The organism is Leclercia sp. UBA5076, assembly GCF_002416465.1.
GTDB lineage: Bacteria > Pseudomonadota > Gammaproteobacteria > Enterobacterales > Enterobacteriaceae > Enterobacter.
On record NZ_DIAO01000013.1, the window covers coordinates 92,732 to 116,978 of the forward strand.

Annotated in this window: 17 protein-coding genes; 4 read left to right on the plus strand and 13 right to left on the minus strand. The window is 57.8% G+C overall.

Annotated features, from left to right (window positions below; all coding sequences use genetic code 11):
• Positions 1–123: 123 nt before the first annotated feature.
• Complete coding sequence (gene amiC / locus B3X29_RS13055; protein WP_290554598.1) at positions 124–1,377, minus strand: N-acetylmuramoyl-L-alanine amidase AmiC; 1,254 nt, start codon at positions 1,375–1,377, stop codon at positions 124–126.
• A 229-nt stretch (positions 1,378–1,606) separates the two neighbouring features.
• Between amiC and argA the strand changes: the two genes are divergently transcribed.
• The gene (gene argA / locus B3X29_RS13060) at positions 1,607–2,938 is read left to right on the plus strand and encodes an amino-acid N-acetyltransferase (RefSeq protein ID WP_159339806.1); all 1,332 of its coding nucleotides are present in this window, start codon (positions 1,607–1,609) and stop codon (positions 2,936–2,938) included.
• 48 nt (positions 2,939–2,986) lie between these two features.
• Here the strand turns inward: argA and recD are convergent, their stop codons facing one another.
• From recD to rppH, 12 genes are all read right to left on the minus strand, one after another.
• On the minus strand, positions 2,987–4,807 hold the full coding sequence (gene recD / locus B3X29_RS13065; RefSeq protein WP_159339807.1) for an exodeoxyribonuclease V subunit alpha: 1,821 nt from the start codon (positions 4,805–4,807) through the stop codon (positions 2,987–2,989).
• On the minus strand, positions 4,804–8,349 hold the full coding sequence (gene recB, locus B3X29_RS13070) for an exodeoxyribonuclease V subunit beta (RefSeq protein WP_290554601.1): 3,546 nt from the start codon (positions 8,347–8,349) through the stop codon (positions 4,804–4,806). Before recB ends, recD begins: the two co-directional genes overlap by 4 nt.
• Positions 8,346–11,228, minus strand: coding sequence for a pitrilysin (gene ptrA, locus B3X29_RS13075; RefSeq protein WP_159339809.1), 2,883 nt, complete (start codon positions 11,226–11,228; stop codon positions 8,346–8,348). The genes recB and ptrA overlap by 4 nt, the downstream gene beginning before the upstream one ends.
• A 141-nt stretch (positions 11,229–11,369) precedes the next feature.
• Complete coding sequence (gene recC / locus B3X29_RS13080; RefSeq protein ID WP_290554603.1) at positions 11,370–14,744, minus strand: exodeoxyribonuclease V subunit gamma; 3,375 nt, start codon at positions 14,742–14,744, stop codon at positions 11,370–11,372.
• 11 nt (positions 14,745–14,755) lie between these two features.
• Positions 14,756–15,079 carry a prepilin-type N-terminal cleavage/methylation domain-containing protein gene (locus B3X29_RS13085; RefSeq protein ID WP_159339811.1) on the minus strand — a complete coding sequence of 108 codons (324 nt, stop codon included), beginning with the start codon at positions 15,077–15,079 and terminating at the stop codon, positions 14,756–14,758.
• On the minus strand, positions 15,064–15,468 hold the full coding sequence (locus B3X29_RS13090; protein ID WP_159339812.1) for a DUF2509 family protein: 405 nt from the start codon (positions 15,466–15,468) through the stop codon (positions 15,064–15,066). Before B3X29_RS13090 ends, B3X29_RS13085 begins: the two co-directional genes overlap by 16 nt.
• Complete coding sequence (locus B3X29_RS13095; protein WP_159339813.1) at positions 15,465–16,028, minus strand: prepilin peptidase-dependent protein; 564 nt, start codon at positions 16,026–16,028, stop codon at positions 15,465–15,467. The genes B3X29_RS13090 and B3X29_RS13095 overlap by 4 nt, the downstream gene beginning before the upstream one ends.
• Positions 16,019–16,483 carry a prepilin peptidase-dependent protein gene (locus tag B3X29_RS13100; RefSeq protein WP_159339814.1) on the minus strand — a complete coding sequence of 155 codons (465 nt, stop codon included), beginning with the start codon at positions 16,481–16,483 and terminating at the stop codon, positions 16,019–16,021. The genes B3X29_RS13095 and B3X29_RS13100 overlap by 10 nt, the downstream gene beginning before the upstream one ends.
• A gap of 183 nt (positions 16,484–16,666) precedes the next feature.
• On the minus strand, positions 16,667–17,461 hold the full coding sequence (thyA, locus tag B3X29_RS13105; RefSeq protein ID WP_103180965.1) for a thymidylate synthase: 795 nt from the start codon (positions 17,459–17,461) through the stop codon (positions 16,667–16,669).
• A 6-nt stretch (positions 17,462–17,467) separates the two neighbouring features.
• Entirely contained in the window at positions 17,468–18,340 is an 873-nt protein-coding gene (gene lgt, locus B3X29_RS13110; protein ID WP_103180966.1) for a prolipoprotein diacylglyceryl transferase, read from the minus strand.
• A gap of 185 nt (positions 18,341–18,525) precedes the next feature.
• Positions 18,526–20,772, minus strand: coding sequence for a phosphoenolpyruvate--protein phosphotransferase (gene ptsP / locus B3X29_RS13115; protein ID WP_159339815.1), 2,247 nt, complete (start codon positions 20,770–20,772; stop codon positions 18,526–18,528).
• A gap of 12 nt (positions 20,773–20,784) precedes the next feature.
• Positions 20,785–21,315, minus strand: coding sequence for an RNA pyrophosphohydrolase (gene rppH, locus B3X29_RS13120; RefSeq protein WP_103180968.1), 531 nt, complete (start codon positions 21,313–21,315; stop codon positions 20,785–20,787).
• Between the two features lie 684 nt (positions 21,316–21,999).
• On the opposite strand from rppH, the gene mutH reads away from it, so the two are divergent.
• The 3 genes from mutH to B3X29_RS13135 all read left to right on the plus strand — a co-directional run bounded on the left by mutH (position 22,000) and on the right by B3X29_RS13135 (position 24,197).
• A complete protein-coding gene (mutH, locus tag B3X29_RS13125) occupies positions 22,000–22,692 on the plus strand; it encodes a DNA mismatch repair endonuclease MutH (protein WP_103822739.1) in 693 nt (230 codons plus the stop codon).
• 129 nt (positions 22,693–22,821) lie between these two features.
• Complete coding sequence (locus tag B3X29_RS13130) at positions 22,822–23,040, plus strand: YgdI/YgdR family lipoprotein (RefSeq protein WP_039029896.1); 219 nt, start codon at positions 22,822–22,824, stop codon at positions 23,038–23,040.
• 116 nt (positions 23,041–23,156) lie between these two features.
• Positions 23,157–24,197 (plus strand): NADP(H)-dependent aldo-keto reductase, encoded by a 1,041-nt coding sequence (locus B3X29_RS13135; protein ID WP_159339816.1) that lies wholly within the window; start codon positions 23,157–23,159, stop codon positions 24,195–24,197.
• The last annotated feature ends 50 nt before the right edge of the window (positions 24,198–24,247 follow it).

Below are 24,247 nucleotides of genomic sequence, written 5' to 3' on the forward strand. Positions count from 1 at the left end.
AAATCCGGCCCCCGCAACCAACACTTCTTAAAACAATAAACACCCTTCCGGGTGTTTTTTTGTTTTTGTCGTCAGCCCACCCGTAGGCCCGCGCAGGCGCAGCGCCGCCGGGCAGTGTTGATCTTATCCGCGTCTCGCCAGCGTCGCCCCGTCAGAGAAATAGGCTTTAATCCCCGCCAGTATTGACTCCGCCACTTCCTGCTGGAACTTAGCCGTTTTAAGTTTGCGCTCCTCTTCCACGTTACTGATAAAGGCGGTTTCCACCAGAATCGACGGGATGTCCGGCGCTTTCAACACCGCAAATCCGGCCTGCTCGACGCTGTTCTTATGCAGCTTGTTCACATGCCCGAGCCTGCCCAGCACCGCTTTACCAAACTTCAGGCTGTCGGTGATGGTCAGCGACTGGACCATATCGAACATGGTGTGGTCGACATAGCGATCGCCGCTCCGCCCTACCCCACCGATAAGGTCGGAGGCGTTCTGGGTATCGGCAAGATAGCGTGCTGCGGTACTGGTCGCCCCTTTGGTAGAGAGGGCAAACACTGATGACCCGCTGGGCTGACGGCTGGTAAAGGCGTCCGCATGGATAGAGATGAAGAGATCCGCACGCTGCTTTTGTGCTTTCGCCACACGCACTTTTAACGGAATAAAGACATCTTCGTTGCGCGTCATGTAGGCGCGCATGTTGCCTTCTCTGTCGATCATCGCCTTCAGGCGACGGGCGATTTGCAGCACCACATCTTTTTCCCGGGTCCGGTATTTGCCTACCGCGCCGGAGTCTTCGCCGCCGTGCCCCGGATCGAGCATGATCACAATCGGGCGATCGCGTCCCGCTTTGCCGGGCTGCGGGCCACTTTGCGCAGGCGGTACCTGTTTTTCCAGATCGCCTTTGTTGTAATCCTCCAGCAGGGCCAGCAGCGGATCCTGAATATCGGTCGCGTTGGCAGGATAGAGATCCATAACCAGACGTTCTTTAAAACCGGCCACCGGTGCGAGGGCAAACAGCTGCGGTTTGACGTTCTGCTTGAGCTCAAACACCATGCGCACGGTTTTCGGATCAAACTGCCCTACCCGCGCGGATTTGATAAAGGGATCGTCGCCGCGGATCTGGGCGCTCATTCCTTTCAGCACCGAGTTAAGATTTACGCCTTCGATATCCACCACCACCCGCTCCGGGTTGCTCAACGCGAATTGCTTATAGTTCAGCACCCGGTTTGACTCGACCGTCACGCGCGTATAGGTCGAAGACGGCCAGACGCGCACCGCAACAACCTGGCTGACAGCGGCAAACGCGACCTGACTGACGCTAAGCAACCACATTGCTCCGGCCCCTTGTAACAGGCGACGACGACTTAATGCTTTACTGGATCCCGACATGCTTCTCCCGAGCAAAGATATCGAATAACTTTTCATAACGTCCAAATTGACCGAAAACTTTAACGAATGATGCATAACCTGTCATCCCTAAAAGGGTAAACAATCATGCGTTAACGATAACTTAGCTGAATCTTTTCTTTGCTTCGAAGAAAAGTTTGGCTTGCGCACAGAGCGATAATCGAATAAAAATACAAAAATTACGAATAAACATTCATTAAGGGGTTGTGCCGTGGTGAAGGAACGTAGAATCGAACTGGTCCAGGGATTCCGCCATTCTGTTCCCTATATCAACGCCCACCGGGGAAAGACGTTTGTCGTCATGCTGGGTGGCGAAGCCATTGAGCATGAGAATTTCTCCAGTATTGTCAATGATATCGGCCTGCTGCATAGCCTGGGTATTCGTCTGGTTGTCGTGTATGGCGCTCGCCCGCAGATCGAGGCGAATCTGGCCGCGCATCATCACGAGCCGATCTACCACAAACATACCCGCGTCACCGACGCTAAAACGCTGGAGCTGGTTAAGCAGGCCGCCGGTCTGCTGCAGCTGGACATCACCGCGCGCCTGTCGATGAGCCTTAACAACACCCCGCTGCAGGGGGCGCATATTAATGTGGTCAGCGGTAATTTTATTATCGCCCAGCCGCTCGGCGTGGATGATGGCGTGGACTACTGCCACAGCGGACGTATTCGTCGTATTGATGAAGAGGCGATCCACCGTCAGCTCGATGGCGGCGCGATTGTGCTGACCGGCCCGGTGGCCGTCTCTGTCACGGGCGAAAGTTTCAACCTCACCTCTGAAGAGATTGCCACCCAGCTGGCGATCAAGCTGAAAGCAGAAAAAATGATCGGCTTCTGCTCCTCGCAGGGGGTGATGAACGAGCTCGGGAATATTGTCTCTGAGCTGTTCCCTAACGAGGCTCAGGCGCGCGTCGATGCCCTTGAGGCGCAGGGGGACTACTACTCCGGTACCGTGCGTTTTCTGCGGGGCGCAATCAAAGCCTGCCGCAGCGGCGTGCGTCGCAGCCATCTGATCAGCTATCAGGAAGATGGCGCCCTGCTGCAGGAGCTCTTCTCCCGCGACGGTATTGGGACGCAGATTGTGATGGAGAGCGCCGAGCAGATCCGTCGCGCCACCATCAACGACATCGGCGGCATTCTGGAACTCATCCGCCCGCTGGAGCAGCAGGGGATCCTGGTGCGCCGCTCCCGCGAACAGCTGGAGATGGAGATCGACAAGTTCACCATTATTCAGCGCGATAACCTCACCATCGCCTGTGCGGCGCTCTACCCCTTCCCGGAAGAGAAGATCGGTGAAATGGCCTGCGTGGCGGTACATCCGGATTACCGCAGCTCATCGCGCGGCGAAGTGTTGCTGGAGCGGATCGCCCTCCAGGCGCGGCAGATGGGGCTGAGCAAGCTGTTTGTGCTGACGACCCACAGCATTCACTGGTTCCAGGAGCGGGGTTTCACGCCGGTGGATATTGACTCGCTGCCGGAAACCAAGAAAGAGATGTACAACTACCAGCGCCGTTCAAAAGTGCTGATGGCGGACCTGGGATAACGGTCATCACCCACAGGCCGGGCAAACGCCGCCCGGCTTTTCACACGCTTATAAGGCTTCAAAAATCGCGCTCAGGCCGCTGCGTCGCTCTGTACGGGTAGTGACAGCCTGGGTCAGCACCCCTTCATCCGCATACAACGACAACCGCCGACGGGCGCGGGTAATGGCGGTATAGACCAGCTCGCGGGTCACGACGGGCGACATCTGGTTAGGTAAAATCAGCGCCGCGTGATCGAACTCAGAGCCCTGGGATTTATGCACGGTCATGGCCCAGGCGGTTTCATGTTCCGGCAGGCGGCTGGGCTGCACGGATTTCACGCTGCCGTCGGGCATCTGGAACCAGACACGCAGCCCCTGACCCCGATTCAGCGCAATCCCGATATCGCCGTTAAACAGGCCCAGCGCGCTGTCGTTACGTGAAATCATCACCGGCCTGCCTTCATACCAGCGTGAATGCGGCTGACGGCCAATACGGCGTTTTTGCGCCAGGACCTGCTCGAGCTTTTCATTGAGCCCGGCAACGCCGAAGGGGCCATCCCGTAAGGCGCAAAGCAGCTGGTAGCGGCCAAATGCCGCCAGGATCTCCGCTTCGGAGGCTTGCTGCTGCACGCTGTCGAGAAAATGTTGATACCCCTGCAGGGCATCTTCCAGCATCGCCAGATACTCTTCCCCGCTCTGGAGCTGCTTTTTCTCAATATCACTGAATTTGCCATCAAATACCGAGCGGATAGCGTGGCGATCGCCCCGGTTGACCGCGGCCGCCAGTTGCCCGATGCCAGAATCGCTGCCAAAACGGTAGCTTTTTTGCAGCAGGCACAGGCTGTCGCGTAGCGCACCCGCGACCGGGCTGACGTTGCCCTCCATCTCGCATCCCGTCATGCTGGCAAGCTCCTGCGCGCGCCGGACCGTAAAGCCGGCGCTGGCCCAGGTACAGATGTCACCCAGCACCGCGCCCGCTTCGACGGAAGCCAGCTGGTCGCGATCGCCGAGGAAAATAACCCGGGCATGAGGCGGCAGGGCGTCGATCAGACGCGACATCATCGTCAGATCAATCATCGACGCCTCATCCACCACCAGCACATCCAGGTGCAGCGGATTACCTGCATGGTAACGCAGGCGCTGGCTGCCAGGCTGCGCGCCAAGCAAACGGTGCAGCGTACTCGCTTCCGTCGGGAATCGCGCGCGCTGGGCCTCGGTCAGGGGCAGTTTTTGCAGCGCGCCGCCCAGGGATTCGGTCAGACGAGCGGCCGCTTTACCGGTGGGGGCTGCCAGCCGGATCCGGCACTTCTCCTCTCCCGCCATCTGGATCAGCGCCGCCAGCAGGCGGGCAACGGTGGTCGTTTTGCCGGTCCCCGGCCCGCCGGAGATCACGGAAATACGCCGCGTTAACGCGACTGCCGCAGCCACCTTTTGCCAGTTGACGGATTCATCAGAGGTGAACAGCGCATTGAGCGTGCGCTGAACGTCGGCGCTGTCATGGGGCAAAGGCTGGTTGGCTTCGCTAAAGAAGCGGGCCACCGCCCGCTCATAGCGCCACATCCGGTTGAGGTAGAGCCGTTCGCCGGTGAGCACCAGCGGCGTCGGTTCATCCCCTGCACTCACCGCGCGGGAGCGCAGCAGCGTAGCGGTCCAGTCCGGCTCCTGGTCAAACAGCGCAAAACAGGCCTGCAGCGCGGCGCTTTTCGCCTCGGCACGCAGCCGGGACAACGGCAGGCAAACGTGCCCTTCTCCCGCATCACGGCTTAAGATTGCCGCCGCCAGCATCACCGCCGGTTCGTCGTTCCCTGCTACCATCATCGCAAACTGTACATCCAGACGACGCAGCACGCGCTGCTCTACGGCTTCCAGCAAGTGTTCCTGCATCGTCATTGTGTTAGCTCCTCGTTGCTGGTGGAAAACAGGCTATCCATTTGTTCGATTAACGCTTCATCCGGACGGGTGGCAAAGCAACCGGCGCCCGGCGAGCTGCCATCGACGCCACGTAAAAACAGGTAGATCACCCCACCGAAATGTTGTTGATAGTCATAGTCGGCAATACGGTGACGTAAATATCGGTGCAGCGCCAGGGTATAGAGCTGGTACTGCAGATCGTAGCGGTGCGACTGCATCGCCCGGGCCATAGCCTGCGGGGTATAGGCCTCGCTGTTTTCACCCAGCCAGTTGGATTTATAGTCCAGCAGGTAATAGCGGCCATTATGGCGGAAGACCAGGTCGATAAAGCCTTTCAGCATGCCGCGCACCTGACGAAAATCGAGCGGCGGGCAGCCCCGGGAGAGTGGATCGTACTCGCGGATCAACGCATCCAGCGCCCCGGCGGTGAGCGGCCCGGCGATGGGCAGATAAAACTCCATCTCAACCTGCTTATCAGCGGCTGTCAGCTGGCTCAGTGAGATCCCCTCCTCATTGAGCGGAGTTTCCAGCACCTGCGCGATCCAGCGGGTTAACACCGGCTCCCAGCGGGCATCGTACCCCCCTTTTTGCAGCATCTCCAGCACCCACTCCGGGGAGACGGGCTGCGTAAAATCGAGTGCTTCAAACAGGCTGTGTAAAAAGGTGCCCGGCGAGGCGCCGCGCGGAAACTGATGCGGCGTCAGCTCTGGCTCCTGCGGCACTTCGCCGGTGCCTGCGGCATCAACATCGAGGCGCGGCATCAGATCCTGGGCGATACTGTGCCCGTGCTGCTGAAGTCCGGAATAGCTGGTGACCCGCCAGTCGTCATACAGCATGCGAGCCACCTGCCGCGCCTGCAGATCCGGCATCACCGGATCCGGCATATGCCAGCGGGCGGCGTCTGCCACATCGGCAACCTGCAATGCAATGTGGTCATTGCATAACGCCTCCAGACACTGGCGCAGACCGGCGGCATCTTTCGGCTCGCCGCGCTGGATCAGGCGTCCAAGCGCGCTCAGGTGGACGTCGCTGTCACCCGATTTTTCGCCACGCCGACGGAACAGCGGCGCCACGCCTAAGCTGCAGTGCCACACCGAACGGGTCAGTGCCACATAGAGCAGGCGTAAATCTTCCGCCTGCCGTTCAGCTTCGGCCAGCTCCACGCTGTCATCGGCCTTGCTGAGGTCAAGCACCGCTTCGAAGGTCTTACGATCGTGATAAAAGGCCTGATCCTGAACCCGGTAGTTGGCAATGAAAGGCAACCAGACCAGGGGATACTCCAGCCCTTTCGATTTGTGAATGGTGACGATTTTAACCAGATGCTTGTCACTTTCGAGACGCATTTGCTGGCTTGAGGCGTTGCTGTTCGGCTCGGCAATGTGCTGCGCCAGCCAGCGCACGAGGGCATATTCACTCTCAAGCTGGGCCCCCGCCTCCTGCAACAGTTCGCTGATATGCAGAATATCGGTCAGGCGGCGTTCCCCTCCGGCGGTCGCCAGCATATTTTCGGCGATGTTGCGCTGGGTCATGAGGTCGCGCAGCATCGCCATTACGCCCCGCTTCTGCCAGCGCTCACGGTAGCGGGTAAACTCTTCCACCGCCTTATCCCAGAGTGTCTCACTGTTATTCAGCGTATCGATATCCTGGGCGTTAAGGCCGAGCATGGCGCTTGCCAGGGCGCTGCGCAGGGTGCTTTCACGCTCCGGCGCCAGCACCGCCTGCAACAGCCAGAGCATCTCCTGGGCTTCCAGCGTTTCAAATACGCTGTCGCGGTTGGAGAGATAGACCGAAGGAATGCTCAGCAGGGTCAGCGCATCACGGATCAACGCCGCCTCCTGACGGCTGCGCACCAGCACCGTAATGTCTGACGCCTTCACCGGTTGGGCATCGTCGCCCCGGTGCAGAATGGCTTCGCCGCGCACGCCAGCGCTCAGCCAGTCGCGGATTTGCGCCGCGCAGTGCTGGGCCATAAAGGTCTGGTAATCTCCGACGCCACACCCCTCGCCCTCCATCAGCCAGATGCGCATCGCGGGCTGGAAATCGCCTTTATACTCGAAACGCAGCGTGGCGTTTCTCGGGGCAGATTTGACCGGTAAGAAGGGGATTTCACGGAACATGAAAGCATCGTTCATCTGTGAAAAGAGCGTATTCACGCTCTCCACCATGCCGGGCGCCGAACGCCAGTTGGTATCCAGCGTATAGTGCGCGGCCACTTCGCCACGCGCTTTCATGTAGGTGAAAATATCCGCCCCACGGAAGGCGTAGATCGCCTGTTTCGGGTCGCCAATCAGCAGCAGGGCGGTATCCGGCTGCTGGCGCCAGATGCGGCGGAAAATCCGGTACTGCTGGGGATCGGTATCCTGAAATTCATCGATCATCGCCACCGGAAAACGGGTCCGGATGGCGGCAGCCAGCGCCTCGCCATTGTCGCTGTTGAGGGCATCATCGAGACGGCTGAGCATATCGTCGAAGCCCAGCTCACCGCGACGGCGCTTTTCCCGCGCCACCGCTTCGCGGATCTCTGACAGCGCACGGGTGATCATCAGATCGTTAAGGGTTAACGGCTCTGCCAGCAGGTTATCGATGGCGGAAAAGAGCGGGTGTTCCGGTACCTCGCCCCCCGCTTTCGTGCGCTCGGCAAGGAACGACTGGGAGAATTTTTCCAGCGCGTCAGGCAGCTGATAGCTGTGCTTCTCTTCCTGCGCCCAGGCCGTAACGCGCTCGATATATTTTGCCTGGTTGCCGCGGTTGAATTTACGCCGATCGATGCCGGAGCGTTCAATCACCGCCTCGATTTCCGCCACGCTGTCAGACCACTGCTGTTTCATGGCGGCGATCAGGCCGACAATCTTCTCATGGCGTGAAGCCAGCGTTTCGTCCGCAGGCGGGGCAGATTTGATGACCGGGGCTTCCCCCTGCAGATAGCGATCGATGGTCCGCAGTAGCTCGTCCGGGCCTTTCCAGAGATTGTGTACCGCTTCGGCGATATCACGTGGCAGGGGGTAGCAATGGCGACGCCAGAAGTCGGCGCACGCCTGGTAGCGCAGCTGGGATTCATCTTCGATAAGTTGCTGCTCAAAAAGCATGCCTGATTCAAACGCATTCAGGCTGAGCATGCGCTGGCAGAAGCCGTGGATAGTAAACACGGCAGCCTCATCCATCTGCCGTTCCGCCAGCAGCAGCCACTGTGCCGCCTGCTGTTTATCGTCAATCTCATCCAGCAGGCTGGCATACAGCGGGTTATCTGTACTCTGCCGCAGGCAGGCGATGCGCAGCTCATGGATGTTAGCGCGGATACGTCCGCGCAGCTCTTCCGTCGCGGCTTCGGTGAAGGTCACCACCAGCAGCTCTTCCACGTTGAGCGGGCGGCTAAACGCCGCGCTGCCGCCCAGACCGAGCAGCAGTCGCAGATAGAGTGCAGCGATGGTGAAGGTTTTTCCGGTTCCCGCTGAGGCCTCTATCAGTCGCTCCCCCTGTAACGGTAAACGTAAGGGGTTAAGGGACTCAGCGGTATCGGTCATTCGTTCTTACTCCTGGGCAAAGATTGCTGCAATGCGCTCACGCTCTTCCATACCGTCCAGCCCGCAGGCGGGGTGACATCGGCTTTCTTACTCTGGCTACCGGAAACCTGAGACAGGATAGCCATCCCCTGCGGGGCGACCACGGCCTGGTGGAAGAAGTCGGCCACTTTCTGTGGCGTGAGCTGTTTTATCTCGGCCACTACTTTATCATGCGAATCGAAGCGCATATTACCCCGATCAAAATCTTTGCTGATTTTTGATGCTTCTTCAGCCAGCGTCTGCGGCGGCTGCATAATCTGGGCAATGACCGCCTGCTGAATCTGGGCAAACTCTTCCGGCTTCATCGCACGCAGCTTCGCTTCGGCCTGCGGGAAGAAGGCCTGGAAACGCTGCCAGAGATAATCTGGCTGTTTATCACTGCTTTGCAGCAGGAAGCCCATCCCCCACTGGCGACCAACGTTCATCGAAAAGGCAAAGACGGCATAGCCCAGCTGCTCTTCGGTACGTAACTGGGTGTAGAACCAGGGCTGCACGATCTGTCCGAGTACGGCGCTGTATGCTGAACTGGCGTATTCGTCATAGCCGGTCGGGACAAAGACCGCTGCCAGAGCGGAATCCGTGCTGCTGCCCGCTTTTTCGAAAATCACGTTCTGCTGTTTTTCGACCAGCACGTCCTGGTTACGACACCATTCGGTCCCCTTCGCACCCAGCTGAGTACGCACATCCTGCGCCAGGTTTTTCGCCTGATCTTCGCTCATGTTGCCCACCACCAGAAACTCCGGACGGGCATTGGTCTTTAGCGCGGCACGGTAGGCCATTACGTCGTCCAGCGTGATGGACGGCAGCAGCTCCCGGCGCTCCTCGCGCTGGAAGTAGGGAACCTGCGAGAGCATCTGCACCGGCATAATAGCCTGATCGAAGGCTTTGCCCTTTTCTGCGGAATCCATCATCTGCGCATACCAGGACTTAGCCTGCTCCAGCTGCTCCTCGGTGGCGGTGTAGCTGAAATAGCCTTCCAGCAGCGCCTTAAAGAGCTGCGGCAGACGCTGGGTGTAACCGTTGGCGTTGAGCATCAGGCCATTATTGGCGTTGGTGGAGAAACCGATCCCGCCTACCGCGGCCTGGTTGCTGAGCTGATCCAGCGCGATACCGGCCAGATAGTCATTCAGCGCAAACATCACCTGGTTTTTAGCGGTATTCATCGCCGCAGGGTTACGCAGCACCATGCTGACGTTGGCTTTTGGCTCGCTGGCGAAGTAGCGGCTCGGGGTATAGACCACGCGCAGGTCAGGCTCATCCACAATCAGCTGCGGCTGTGGATAATCTTTAGTCGGTTTGATAAGGGTAAAGTCGTCCGGGATGTAAGGGTTCACCTCCGGCAGCTTAAGGGCGATCCCGGCGGCTCGCTTCTGCCAGTCGGCAAAAGTTTGCTCGCTGATTTTGTCCACCTGGTATTCGGCGTTCACAAAGTAAGCGGTCTTGTTATGCGGCTCGTTCGGGCTGATATACCAGATACGGGCGTTCTGCGGCGTCATCATCGCCAGTCGGGCTTTGACGGCGTCGGCATCATATTGATCGGCGATATTGACCGCATCCAGCGTGTGCTCAACCGGCACGCGGATCATGGTGTCAGCCAGCCACTCGACATAGTCCATATCGCGGGTAATGGAAGGATAACGGAAGTCGAGATCCAGCACGTGCGCCAGCTCGTCAAAGTAGCGTTTATCCACCCCTTTTTCACGCAGCAGGGAAAGGTAGCTGAAAATCGCGGCGACGACATCATCGCGATGGGCCAGACCTTTATCGGTTAAGGTGGCGGAGATCGCCAGTACGCCGCTGTTGCCGTTAACGACGGGATCGGAGTCGGCGCGAATACCTTCCACCAGCCCCTGCTTTTGCAGCCAGTCGGAGAGGGTGTCCGGGCTACGGTTGCCAATCAGGTAGTTAACCAGCTCGTCGGTTTTACTGCGAAACTGCGGCGTATTGTTATCAATACGGAACTCCACGCGCAGCACCTTGCGGGGCATCGCGGGAACGTAGTGAATGATCAGGCCTTTCTGCGCGTCGGTGACCACCGGCACGGTGATTTCCGGGCGGGTGATATTTTTATTCGGCACCCGGCCATAGGTCTGGGCAGCCAGCTGCGCCAGTTCCGGCAGCGGCTTATTGCTGTAGACCACGGCCTTCATCAGGTTAGCGGAGTAGTATTTGTCGCGAAACGCGTGCAGCGCATCAAGCACCGGGCTGCCCGGCTTGTCGCTCAGCGTCTCAAGATTTCCGCCGGAGAAACGCGATCCAGGGTGCGCGGAGTTGATGGTTTCGGCGCTGACCTGCGCCATCCGCATCCCGTCCCGGGTACGCGCCAGCGTCAGCTCCGCATTAACGGCATTGCGCTCACGATCGGCATATTTTTTATCCAGCAGCGGGGCAGCAATGGCATCCGCCAGACGATCGACGGCACCTTCCAGCGCATCGTTTTCCACTTCAAGATAAAAAGCCGTGCGGTACGGCGCGGTGCTGGCGTTATGGCTGCCACCGTGCATCTTTAAAAATTCGGCCAGACTGTCAGGCTGCGGATAGTTCTTTGAGCCCATCAGGGTCATATGTTCAAGATAGTGGGCCAGACCGGGATGCGATTCAGGATCTTCCAGCGAGCCCACCGGCACCACCAGCGCCGACAGTGACTTTACGGCCTGCGGATCGGAAACCAGCAGCACGACCATCCCGTTATCAAGGCGGATCGCCTGATATTCACGGGTATCTTTATCACTTTTGCGGATCGTTTCCTGAACGGGTTGCCAACCGGTATTTGCCTGACTGAGGGGGGCCCAAAGAGCGACGAACAAAACTAACGTTTTCAATAAGGTGCTGCCTGGCATTCACTACCTCTTCATCACGGACATCATCATTAACAAGCTTCGTGCCGGACACGCCAGCATCTCTTTGTTTTGGTACATCAGTCCATGACAAGTTGCGCATCATAAATGAATGCCCAAATCCGTGCAATTTTTATACAGCCGTCAGGACTGATTAAATTTATAGAGCGGTAACAGGTAGCGTCGGGCCTCGTTGGTGATGGCCTCGAAGTACTCCGGTTCAAGGGTTCGCCACAGGCGTTGATACCAGACGTCGTCACCTTCCCCGCGGACGATCATGTTGCCTTCGTAGGCCTGCAAAAATTTGCTGCGCGCTTTTTGCAGGGTCGCCTCATCCGTTAACATGGCATCATTTGAGGCGTCATAACAGGTTTTAATCCATGCCCCCCCACTTTCTGGCAGCAACAGCAGCGGCGTGTTCATCCCCTGCTGGTAACCCTCAACCAGCTGCGACAGATAGTTCATGGCCTGTTCAGCAGAGAGCGCCGGGAAGCGCCATTCACCCTCTTTGCGGACAAATAACCGGCTCTCGCCTTCGCCACCGCTCGCACAGTAGACAAGGTGTTCCAGCCAAAGTTGCAGACCTTGCGAAACGCTAAGCATCGACGGTCGCCAGCGCAGCAGCCCGTCGGGCTGTACGTGCTGTAGCCACCCCGTCAGATTCACACCGTTGCAGTTGAGATCGATCTCCATGCTCGTACCCGGCTGACGGCACTCAATCACCCGGCCAGCCAGGGCCTGCATCTCCTGACACTGAGCCTCCCAGACGATCTCACCGAAGGCGCCATAGGGCAGTTGACCTGCCGCGCGATAGTGACGGAACAGCTTCTGGGCATCTTCCTGCTCCACCAGCGCATTCAGCAATTGCTGATTGAGCTGGTAGCGGCTTAAGCCATCCAGCGTAAACGGCTCGGCATCCGGGATCTCGCTCTCTTCGGAGCGGAAGTTAACCTGCAACCGCATCTGGAAAAACGCCCGCACCGGGTGCGCCCAGAAACGCTGAAGCTGTTCAAAGGGAACGGTATCAAGCGCTAACGGCTTCAGCGTCTGGATAAAGTCGCCATGGGCTACGCCCTCCCGTTTCGCGGCGGGCAGCCATTCCCGGGCATAGCTCTGCTGCTCGTTAGCCTTGTAGTTCTCCGCATCAAACGGCATACGGCTGTGACAACAGGTGATATGCGCTTTTACGCGCTTTTCGCTCTCATCACAGTTGAGCGCCTCATCGCCCGGCAGGTAGTGGCTTTGCCCGATGTAGTCCACCAGTTCCTGCACCAGCACGGAGGGGAACCGTTCGCTGTTGTCCTGGATAGAGCGACCGATATAGCTGATATAGAGCTGCTGTTGCGCGGAGATCAGCGCCTCAAGGAACAGATAGCGGTCATCATCGCGACGACTGCGGTCGCCGCGCTGCGCATTCTGACTCATTAAATCAAAGCCCAGCGGCGCCAGCGCGCGCGGGTAAATGCCGTCGTTCATGCCCAGCAGACAGACGACCTTAAACGGGATGGATCGCATCGGCATCAGGGTGCAGATGTTTACCGGCCCGGCGAGAAAACGCTGGCTGATACGCTCCTGGTCGAGACGCAGGGTTAACTCATCCCGCAACAACGACAGGGGGATCGCTTCATCATAGTGCGAGGAGATCCCTTCATCGATGATCGCCTGCCACTGCTGCTCGATTAACGCCATCGCCGCTTCGGTTTCCTGATCCGGCAGGAAGAAATCATTGAGCATCTCGCGACATACCGGCATCCACTCGTCGAGCGGGCGGGCTTTCATCAGCTCCCGACGCCAGCGGTTAAGCTGCATCAGCAGTGACGCCAGATGCCCGACCAACTCGGCAATTAAGCCGCTGGACTCATCATAAGGCAGCACGGCATTCCATTCCCCCTGGCTACTCTCCATGGCATACCCGAGCAGCATACGCGTCAGGCCAAACTGCCAGGTGTGCTGGCCGGTGACGGGCAGCTCAAACTCCTGCACGTTGTCATCGTCCATGCCCCAGCGCACGCCCGACTCGTTAACCCACTGACGCAGGTAGCGCAGCGCCTCCTCGTCAATATCAAAACGAGCCGCCAGGACCGGCACGTCCAGCAGGGCCAGCACATCTTCCGGGACGAAGCGGCTATCCGGCAGGGAAAGCAGGCTGACAAACGCCTGCAGGGCCGGGTGCGATTGACGCGCACGACGGTCTGATATGGCAAACGGCAGGTAGCGGTCGCCCGTCGCACTCCCAAAAACGGCCTGGATATAGGGGCTGTAGCTGTCGATATCCGCCACCATCACCACGATATCGCGCGGCGTCAGCTGTGGATCCTCCTCCAGCATCGCCAGCAGTTTGTCGTGTAGCACCTCCACTTCGCGCTGCGGGCTATGGCACAGGTGAACGGTCACGCTGCGATCGTCAGGATCGAGCCGGCGTTTGCTGTCACTGCGGGCAAACTCCGTAGCAGTGATGCCTGTCACCGCGCGGTTATCCAGCTCCAGAATGTCCCGCTGTATGTTATGCAGCAGGCTGTCCGGGGTGATATCCGCAAAGGCGTCGACATCCCCTTCACCGGAGGCGGTCAGCTCCGAGAGCATATAGATATAGTCGCGCCCCAGCTTGCCCCAGGAGGCGAGCAGCGGGTTCGGCAAGTGCTGGATCCCCTGTTCGTCAAAGAGTTCAGAGGCCGTCTCGCTGTCTTTAAACAGCGGTACCGTGCCGTCGTCAAACAGGCGACGACGCTGGCGCGTCACCATGCGGGCCAGCCAGCGGGCATCCTGAATATCTCCCCAGTAATGGCGGCAGGGGTTGGTGAAGAGAATATGAATGTCGATATGCCTGCCCAGCGCATTCAGCGCTTTCAGGTAGACCGGCGGCAGTGCGGATATCCCGCAGATAAAGACCCGGGACGGCAAACCGGCAGGCGTCTCAGAGGCGGACTCCAGGGTCGCGATAAAACGCTCATATAAATTTGCGCGGTGCCACTGCGGCTGACCCAGCGCTTCAGTATGGGCGACCAACGCTTTCCACAGCGGGGCCTGCCAGATTTGCGCCTGGTCAAGACCGTCGACAAGATCGCCCGCCTCCCAGCGCGTTAACCACTCCGGCCGATAGACCAGATACTGGTCGTAGAGATCCGCCGTACGCGACGCCAGCTGGAACAGCTTCCGTTTATCGGTATCGTCATTCAGGTAGTGGCGCAGCATGACAAACTCGTCATGGGTCAGCATCTCAGGCAGCAGCGACATCAGCTTCCAGCTCATGCTCTGTTTGCTGAATGCGCTCTGTTTTGGGATCTCCGGCAGTACGCGGACAAACATATCCCAGATAAAGCTGGCCGGCAGCGGGAAATCAATATTGGCGGCGATACCAAACTTCTGTGAAAGGGACATCTGTAACCACTGCGCCATACCGGTGCTCTGAACCATGATCATCTCTGGTTCAAAGGGATCGTCGAGCCGCTGCTGCTCGACAATAAATTCCATCAGTGCTTCCAGCACATCAAGACGGTTTGAGTGGTAGACCCTTAACATTGCTGCTCCAACTACTGGCTAACCGGGCAGTGCAGGCGTGTCATTTGACCCCGCCGACCCAGAGGAGAAATAAGTTTGACCGAGATGCTGACACATCCAGCCTGTGTTGTCTGCATCCTGTTTACCTGCCAGCCGCCAGGCGCATCCCCGGCGCTCAGCTGGGACAGCATCTGAGCATGACGCCAGAGCTGGCGATACTGCTCAAGCGCGACAAACCGACTGGCTAAAACACGATGGTAACCTGCCAGCGCGGTGACGACCATGACCATCAGCACCATTGCCAGCAGAACCTCCACGATGCTGAACCCTTTCTGTCTGGCTACTGTGGCTGACATAACGCTCTCTCTTTCAGGGGACAAAAATCGCTCCAGCCGTGGGGCAAAAAATGTACGCCGTCTGCCTTTACCTCGCCCAGACGCCACAACGTGATGCTGTCGCTGCTGGCGATAAGCAGTGCGCGCTCCCCGGTCAGACGCAAACAGACTCGCCAGGGGTGCAGAGGATGCTGCTGGCACGCATAGTCCACCTGCGTTCGCCAGTCGAGCGTTCTTCCCCACTCCAGCGCTGACTGGGCGGCAGCCTGATGCTGTATCGCCTGGCGTTCTGCACTGACGATACGCAGCAGCGCGTCAAGCTGCTGGTTAAGTCCCGCCAGCATCAGGCTACCCAGAATTAACAGCAGAAGCACCAGCGCCAGCGATGACATTCCCCGCTCGCGGCTCATAAATTAAACCCGGTAACGATGTGGCGCACCTCAACGCCGCCGTCATGCTCTCCGTTGACGGCGGCCGACAGCATCAGACTCAGCTCCGGCGCAAAGTCTGCGCGGGCAATGCGCTGCACCTGAAAACGCAGGACCGTGATCCGGTCGGGATCGGTTATTCTCTCCCACCCCTTGCCGCCACACTCTGTCGCGCCGCGCACTGTTTCCAGCGCACCGCCGTTCAGGCGAAACCCGGTCTGTTCCGCCGCAGCAGGCGGGGAGGTTTCCCAGCGGCCATTGCTGTTTTCGTCCCACTGCACAATGACACATTCACCACCCTGCCCCACTTTTAACGCCTCGCCAGTGCACTCGCCCGCGCAATACCCCGCCCGCTGCAGATGTTTACCGATAGTGGTTATGCGTAGCCAAAGCTCTTCTTCAAGCTCCTGCTGTTTCGTGAGCCGCGTGACTGACTGCTGGAGCGCGGGCAAAAACCGCGCTGCGCTTAACAGCAGCACGCTGCTTATCGCCATCGCGATCAGCACTTCCGTGAGGGAAAATCCCCGCTGCTTTACCGGCATGCAAACGCCCCCTTGCCGTTACACATCCGGATACGTCCCCACGAGGAGATGAGAATAAGCCACTCGCCGGCCTGGCTTTGCAGACGCACCCTTCCGGCCCAGGCGGTATCCCGCAAACCGTAAAAACCCAACCCCGGCGTTAACTCGGTAAGGCTGATATCCGCCCACTGCGGGAGTAGCACAAAGGCGCTCTCCGCCTCACACGCAGGAATCCCCGTCTTTAACAGGCACCACCGCTTGCCGTCCTGTTTGAGTGTGATGATATGGTCGCGGTTATTTCGCCAGGCATCATTGCGTAGCACCACCAGAAAATCGCGCACCTGGCGCGCCGTCTGCCATAGCTGCTGTTGCTGCTGCCAGGATCGCCAGCCGTACAGCCCCGCAGCGCTCAGCGTCATGATGAGCGAGAGGGCGATCAGCATTTCCATGAGGGTGAACCCCTTTTCCTTTTTCATGACGGCAGTGTGCCGGGAGGGAAGAAACAGGTCGAGGCGGCGTTAAGCGAATTACGAGGCGTTTTCCGCGCTTTATGAGGGATTGCAGCTCGTTGCAATCCTCGCGGACGCAGGCTCGCAAAAGGCGACGACAGGCATAAAAAAACCGGCGCAGAGTGCGCCGGTTGTGTCAGGATTGCAGCATCAGACCGCTACAGGCGCTTTGATCCCCGGGTGCGGGTCGTAGCCTTCGATTTCGAAATCTTCAAAGCGATAGTCGAAAATGGAGTCCGGCTTACGTTTGATAATCAGCTTCGGCAGCGCGCGCGGCTCGCGGGTCAGCTGCAGATGGGTCTGCTCCATATGGTTGCTGTAGAGGTGGGTATCCCCCCCGGTCCAGACAAAATCACCCACTTCCAGATCGCACTGCTGGGCCATCATATGCACCAGCAGCGCATAGCTGGCGATGTTGAACGGCAGGCCGAGGAAGACATCGCAGGAGCGCTGATAGAGCTGGCAGGAGAGCTTGCCATCCGCAACATAGAACTGGAAGAAGGCATGGCACGGAGCCAGGGCCATTTTATCCAGTTCGCCCACGTTCCAGGCCGACACAATGATACGGCGTGAATCGGGATCGTTTTTCAGCTGGTTCATCACGGTGGTGATCTGGTCAATGTGGCGGCCATCCGGCGTCGGCCAGGCGCGCCACTGCTTGCCATATACCGGGCCCAGATCGCCGTTCTCGTCTGCCCATTCGTCCCAGATAGAAACATTGTTCTCGCGCAGGTAAGCGATGTTGGTGTCACCCTGCAGGAACCAGAGCAGCTCGTGAATAATTGAGCGTAAGTGGCAGCGCTTGGTTGTCACCAGCGGAAAGCCTTCCTGCAGGTTGAAGCGCATCTGGTGCCCAAAAATGGAGAGGGTACCGGTGCCGGTACGATCGTTTTTTGGCGTGCCCTCATCGAGCACTTTTTGCATCAGTTCAAGATACTGTTTCATGATTCCTCAGGAGACCTGTTGCTGTGGACGACGGTACGCCCAGACCATCATCGCGATACCCGCGACGATCATCGGAATGGAGAGGATCTGCCCCATGCTGATGTACTGGACCCATGTCCCGGTAAACTGCGCATCCGGCTGGCGGAAGAATTCCACGATAATGCGGAACGCGCCATAACCGATCAGGAACAGGCCAGATACAGAGCCCGTCGGGCGCGGTTTACGGATGAAGAGGTTCAGAATGATAAACAGCACCACCCCTTCCAGCGCCATTTCATACAGCTGCGACATATGGCGCGGCAGGACGCCGTAGGTATCGAAAATCGATTGCCATTCCGGATGCGACGGCAGCAGGGCCATATCTTCGGCACGGGACTGCGGGAACAGCATGGTAAACGGCACGCTCGGGTCGACACGGCCCCACAACTCGCCGTTGATAAAGTTACCGAGACGGCCTGCACCCAGACCGAACGGGATCAGCGGGGCAATAAAGTCAGAGACCTGGAAGAAGCTGCGTTTGGTGCGCTTCGCGAAAATGACCATCACCAGAATGACGCCAATCAGGCCACCGTGGAAGGACATGCCGCCATCCCAGACGCGGAACAGGTAGAGCGGATCGTTCAGGAAGACCGGGAAGTTGTAAAAGAGCACATAGCCGATACGTCCACCGAGGAAAACGCCGAGGAAACCGGCATACAGCAGGTTTTCCACTTCGTCTTTGGTCCAGCCGCTGCCCGGGCGTTTGGCGCGACGGCCAGCCAGCCACATGGCAAAGACGAAACCGACCAGATACATCAATCCGTACCAGTGCAGCGCGACGGGTCCTACTGAGAAAATGACCGGATCAAACTCCGGAAAATGCAGATAGCCACTGTTCATCTGTCACCACAAGATGTTGTTATTCCGCTGAAAGTGGACAGCGGTAGAGAAGCGCGCAGAGGAGTACCCTGCGCTCCAAAGTTGCGAATCATAGCACAAGCGAGCGTAGAGGTTGCGCCAGAGATGTAAAAGATGTGTATAGGGGTTTGTATCCCCCGGCGCAGACGCTGAGGGATACCTGGTGCCTAACGTCCGCCGCGGATCAGCCCGCCCATGCCGCGACGCTCCATAAAGGCCGCCACCTGATGCCGCACCTCCGTTGCCAGCTGGGCTTCAAGGCTGCGTTTCGCCAGCTGCTGAGCCTCTTCAAAGTCGATATGACGCAGCAGATACTTCACGCGGGCAACGGAACGTCCGTTCATGGACAAGTGGCGGAAGCCGAGACCAATCAGGATCGCTACACACATTGAGTCGCCCGCCATCTCGCCGCATAAACGCAGATCAATACCGTTGGCTTCCGCCTCGCGGGCAATCATTGCCAGCGCGCGCAGCATCGCCGGATGCAGGCTGTCGTAGATGCTCGCCACCCGGGTGTTATTGCGATCCACCGCCAGCATGTACTGGGTCAGGTCGTTGGTGCCCACCGAAACAAAGTCGACGCGCGTGGCCAGCTGCGGGAGCATAAAGACCATCGACGGGACTTCCAGCATCACGCCAATTCGCGGCTTCGGTATTTCGTAGCCGATCATCTCTTCGACTTCGCGTCCGGCGCGCTCAATAAGGCGTCGGGCTTCGTCGATTTCGTCAATGCTGGTGACCATCGGCAGCAAAATACTGAGGTTGCCGGTCGCCGCATTGGCACGCAGCATGGCGCGCACCTGGATCAAAAAGATCTCCGGCTGATCGAGAGTAATACGGATCCCGCGCCAGCCCAGGCAGGGATTCTCTTCGCTGATGGGCATATAGGGCAGTTGCTTATCTGCGCCAACGTCCAGCGTACGTAGCGTCACCGGCTTGTCGTTGAACATCTGCAGCATGCCCTGATACTGCGCTACCTGCTCCTCCTCAGAGGGGAAGCCGCTTTGCAGCATGAACGGGATTTCGGTGCGGTAGAGACCAATACCATCAATACGGCTGCCGAGCTTCTCTTCATGTTCCGGGCTTAACCCGGCATTGAGCATTACCTTGATGCGCTCACCGCTTTTCAGCGCCGCGGGCTGGTTGACGTCATCTTCCGCCAGACGGCTCAGCTCGTTCTCTTCGCTGATAAGCCGCTGATATTCCTGCAACAGCACCGGTTCAGGATCGACCAGCAGCTCGCCGCGATAACCGTCCACCACCAGCGTTCGGCGGTGCAGCGCAGAGGGCTGAATATCGGCCCCCATTACGGTCGGGATCCCGAGCGCCCGCACCATAATGGCGGCATGGGAGTTGGCGGCGCCGTCGCGGACCACGATCCCGGCCAGTCTGTCCTGCGGCAACTCCGCGAGCGTGGTGGCGGAAAGCTCATCCGCAACCAGTACAAAGCGCGGCGGCCAGGTATTGGCAGCCTGAATGGTATCATCGAGATGGAACAGCAGACGCTGACCTAAGGTACGCAGATCCCCGGCACGCTCTTTCAGATAGCCATCGGTCAGGGCGGCAAACTGTTCGGCGAATTTTTCGACGACCTTTTTGACGGCCCACTCCGCCACCGAGCCCCTGTCGACCTCATCAAACAGCTCCCGACGCAGCCGGGCATCAGACAACAGGTGTGAATAAAGATCGAAGATCGCCGCCGTCTCTTTTTGCGCACCTGCGGCATAGCGCTTGCTGTAGCGGCGAAACTCGTTGGCAGCCTCCTCCAGCGCGCCGGTCAGACGTTCGCGCTCAAGGGCGGTGTCCAGCGTGGAGGCTTCGTAAACCTGCTCCATGAGCGGCAGCGTGGCGTCCATCCAGCCTTCGGCGATCGCGACACCGGGTGAGGCCGGCAAGGCGCGAATGCGCGTCTGCCGGTACTGACCAAACAGTGCCGCGAGCTGGGACTGGGAGAGAATAGCCGCCATTTGCGTGGCCAGCGTAACGAGGAATGACTCCTCGCTTTCGTCGTACTGACGCAGTTCGCGCTGCTGCACAACCAGCACGCCCAGCAGTTGGCGACGCTGGATGATCGGTACGCCCAGGAAGGCGCGAAAACGCTCCTCTTTTACGGAGGGGATATATTTGAAGCTGGGGTGTTTTTGCGCATCGGCAAGGTTGATGGGTTCGGCCAGACGCCCGACCAGACCCACAACGCCTTCATCAAACGCCAGCGCAACGGTGCGACCACGCGGTTTTTTCAATCCGCGCGTGGCCATAAGGTAGTAACACCTGCGGTCGTGGTCGGCCAGATAGACCGAACAGACCTCGGTTTCCATCGCAAGGCAGATATCAGTGACCAGAATATCCAGCGCCTCGTTGAGCCGTGGGGCACTGGCCACCTTCTCGACTATTTCGCGCAGGCGGGTGAGCATAATGTGCGTAGCTTAACCTCTTTTACGTCGCCAGGCAGGTGCGCTCTGGGGCTTAGGAGGAACCTCCTGAAGCATCATTACGGCACTTGCGAACTCTTTCATCACCCTGCGGTAAACATCGCGCTTAAACGACACGACCTGCCGAACGGGATACCAGTAGCTGACCCAGCGCCAGCCATCAAACTCAGGCGTGCTGCTGGTTTGCATATTGATATCCGCATCGCTGCTCACCAATTGCAGAAGAAACCATTTCTGTTTCTGGCCGATACATACCGGCTTTGTGTCCCAACGCACCAAACGCTTCGGTAACTTGTAACGCAACCAGTTGCGGGTCGAAGCCAGAATGCGAACATCCTTGCGGCTTAAGCCAACTTCTTCGAACAGCTCCCGATACATCGCTTGCTCTGCGGACTCTCCAGGGTTAATCCCCCCTTGGGGAAATTGCCAGGAGTGCTGACCATATCGCCGGGCCCACATGACCTGCCCCTGGCGATTACAAATTACGATACCTACATTCGGGCGGTAGCCATCGTCATCAATCACCGGACTACCCCAAACTAAACCTTATATATAAATGATTGTTTCACACTCCAGTGAGGCGGTAAACCACTCTCTTTCGGGCCTGGAGCCGAATAACATTTGAATAACTCACAATTATCATCGGAGTTATAAACAGATGACCGCCCGGAAGGGCAATTTTATACACTTTTTCTGTGGATAGAGTTGTGAAGAAGTATGGAATTACCGATGGACAACCCAGATCACTCTGAATATTGCAGAGATTGACATTTTTTACAACTCTCTATTTTTCATTGGGTTAAATGAGATTATCTGTGAAATGCACAGCATTGTGTGATGCAGGTCACCTGAAAGATCGTTGTGCTGATGAAAGATCGAGCAACGTCGGTTTTATCCACAGATTGTGCCAATAAGTTAGGCACATTTTGTCTGAATTTTCGATTTTCGTCGCGCGTCAAGGCTGTAAATGGAAACAGTAGTGGGGGTTATTCCCAGTTATCCCATTTTTCTGTGGATAACTGGGTGTAAGATCCTGTTTATTGTCAGTGACCAGATTTGGACAACCTGGATAACCGACCGGCAGCGCAGTAGAAAGTGGCCATAAAAATACATATAAATCATTAACCTGGCACATGCAAAAAGAAAAAGATAAACTCTCTCAGTGCGGTGGAAAACTACTGTTCATTTTTTAACCAAAAGGCAATTATCATGCTTCCCCTCGCTCCCCTCTCTTCGCCTCCTGCTACAGAAGCGGTGTTACTGCAACAAGCGCAGCGTCTGGCGGGCTATTCGCTGGGTGAACTCGCTGCCCTGGCAGGCCTGCCCATTCCGCCCGATCTTAAGCGCGATAAAGGCTGGACAGGCGTTCTGCTGGAGCTGTGGCTGGGTGCCAGCGCGGGCAGTAAGCCTGAACAGGATTTTGCCGCCCTGGGGGTAGAGCTCAAGACCATCCCCATCGACAGCGCAGGCCGCCCCCTGGAGACGACGTTTGTCTGCGTGGCGCCGCTAACCGGCAATACGGGGATCACATGGGAGAGCAGTCACGTGCGGCATAAGCTGAAACGCGTACTGTGGATCCCGGTTGAGGGGGATCGCGCGATCCCGCTGGCCGCCCGTCGCGTGGGAGCCCCGCTGATCTGGAGCCCGAACGAAGAAGAAGATCGTCAGCTGCGTCTGGACTGGGAGGAGTTGATGGACATGATCGTCCTGGGTCAGGTTGAGCGCATCACTGCCCGCCACGGCGAGGTGCTCCAGCTACGGCCAAAAGCCGCAAACAGTAAAGCGCTCACCGAAGCCATCGGCGCACGCGGCGAACCGATCCTCACCCTGCCCCGGGGCTTTTATCTGAAAAAAAACTTCACGGGTGCGTTGCTGGCACGTCACTTTCTTCTGAATACCTGACTTTTTAGCCAGAATGTTGCTTTTTATCACATATTTCCCTGTTTTTTCAGAATTGACCACTTTCAGAAAAACAACGGCAGAGTTATTACTACACTGATAACTAACACGAGCCAGGCGGAGGTAACAAGAATGAAGAAATGGGCAGTGATAATCTCGGCAGTTGGTTTAGCGTTTGCCGTTTCTGGTTGTAGCAGCGACTACGTCATGGCGACCAAAGATGGTCGTATGATTCTGACCGACGGCAAACCCGAAGTCGACGATGATACCGGGCTGGTCAGCTACCGCGATCAGCAGGGTAACAATATGCAGATTAACCGCGACGAAGTTTCACAGATTATAGAAAGATAATAGTAAAGGTCAGCGGCTTGCTGGCCTTTTGATTTTTCTCTTCCCCTCTGTCATGTTTATAGTCCTTTGTCGGGAGTTTCCTGACGCAGATAACATGTCAAATAAGGAAGCCGGCTATGCATTATCACCGTATCCCCCATAGCGCTCTTGAGATAAGCCAACTGGGGTTGGGCACGATGACATTTGGTGAACAAAATAGCGAAGCCGATGCCCATGCACAACTCGATTACGCCGTCAGCCAGGGCATTAACCTGATTGATGTCGCGGAAATGTACCCGGTGCCGCCGCGTCCTGAAACACAGGGCTTAACTGAAACCTACGTCGGCAACTGGCTGGCAAAGCGCGGTAATCGCGAAAAGCTGATTGTCGCCTCCAAGGTCAGCGGTCCCTCCCGCAATAACGATAGCGGCATTCGCCCGAATCAGGTCCTCGATCGTAAAAACATCCGCGCCGCGCTGGACGCCAGCCTGACGCGTCTGCAGACCGATTATCTCGATCTCTATCAGGTTCACTGGCCGCAGCGCGCAACAAACTGCTTTGGCAAACTGGGCTATAGCTGGAGCGACAGTGCGCCCGTTGTCACGCTGCTGGAAACCCTGGAAGCGTTAACCGAGTGCCAGCGCGCAGGCAAAATCCGCTACATTGGCGTCTCTAACGAAACGGCGTTCGGCGTGATGCGTTATCTGCACCTGGCAGACAAGCACGACCTGCCGCGTATCGTGACCATTCAGAACCCATACAGCCTGCTGAACCGCAGCTACGAAGTGGGTCTGGCGGAGGTGAGCCAGTATGAAGGCGTTGAGCTGCTGGCGTACTCCTGCCTGGGCTTTGGTACGCTGACCGGTAAGTATCTTAACGGCGCAAAACCGGCGGGAGCGCGTAATACCCTGTTCAGCCGCTTTACCCGGTACAGCGGCGAGCAGACGCAAAAAGCGGTGGCGGCCTATGTCGATATCGCCAGACGTTACGGGCTCGATCCGGCGCAGATGGCGCTGGCCTTTGTGCGCCGTCAGCCGTTTGTGGCCAGCACCCTGCTGGGCGCGACCACCATGGAGCAGCTGAAAACGAATATCGAAAGCTTCCATCTGGAGTTGAGCGAAGAGGTGTTAGCGGAGATTGAGGCGGTGCATCAGGTGTATACCTATCCGGCACCGTAATAAACGCAAAAAGGCAACGACAGTTGCCTTTTTAGTTTCACAGGTCGGGT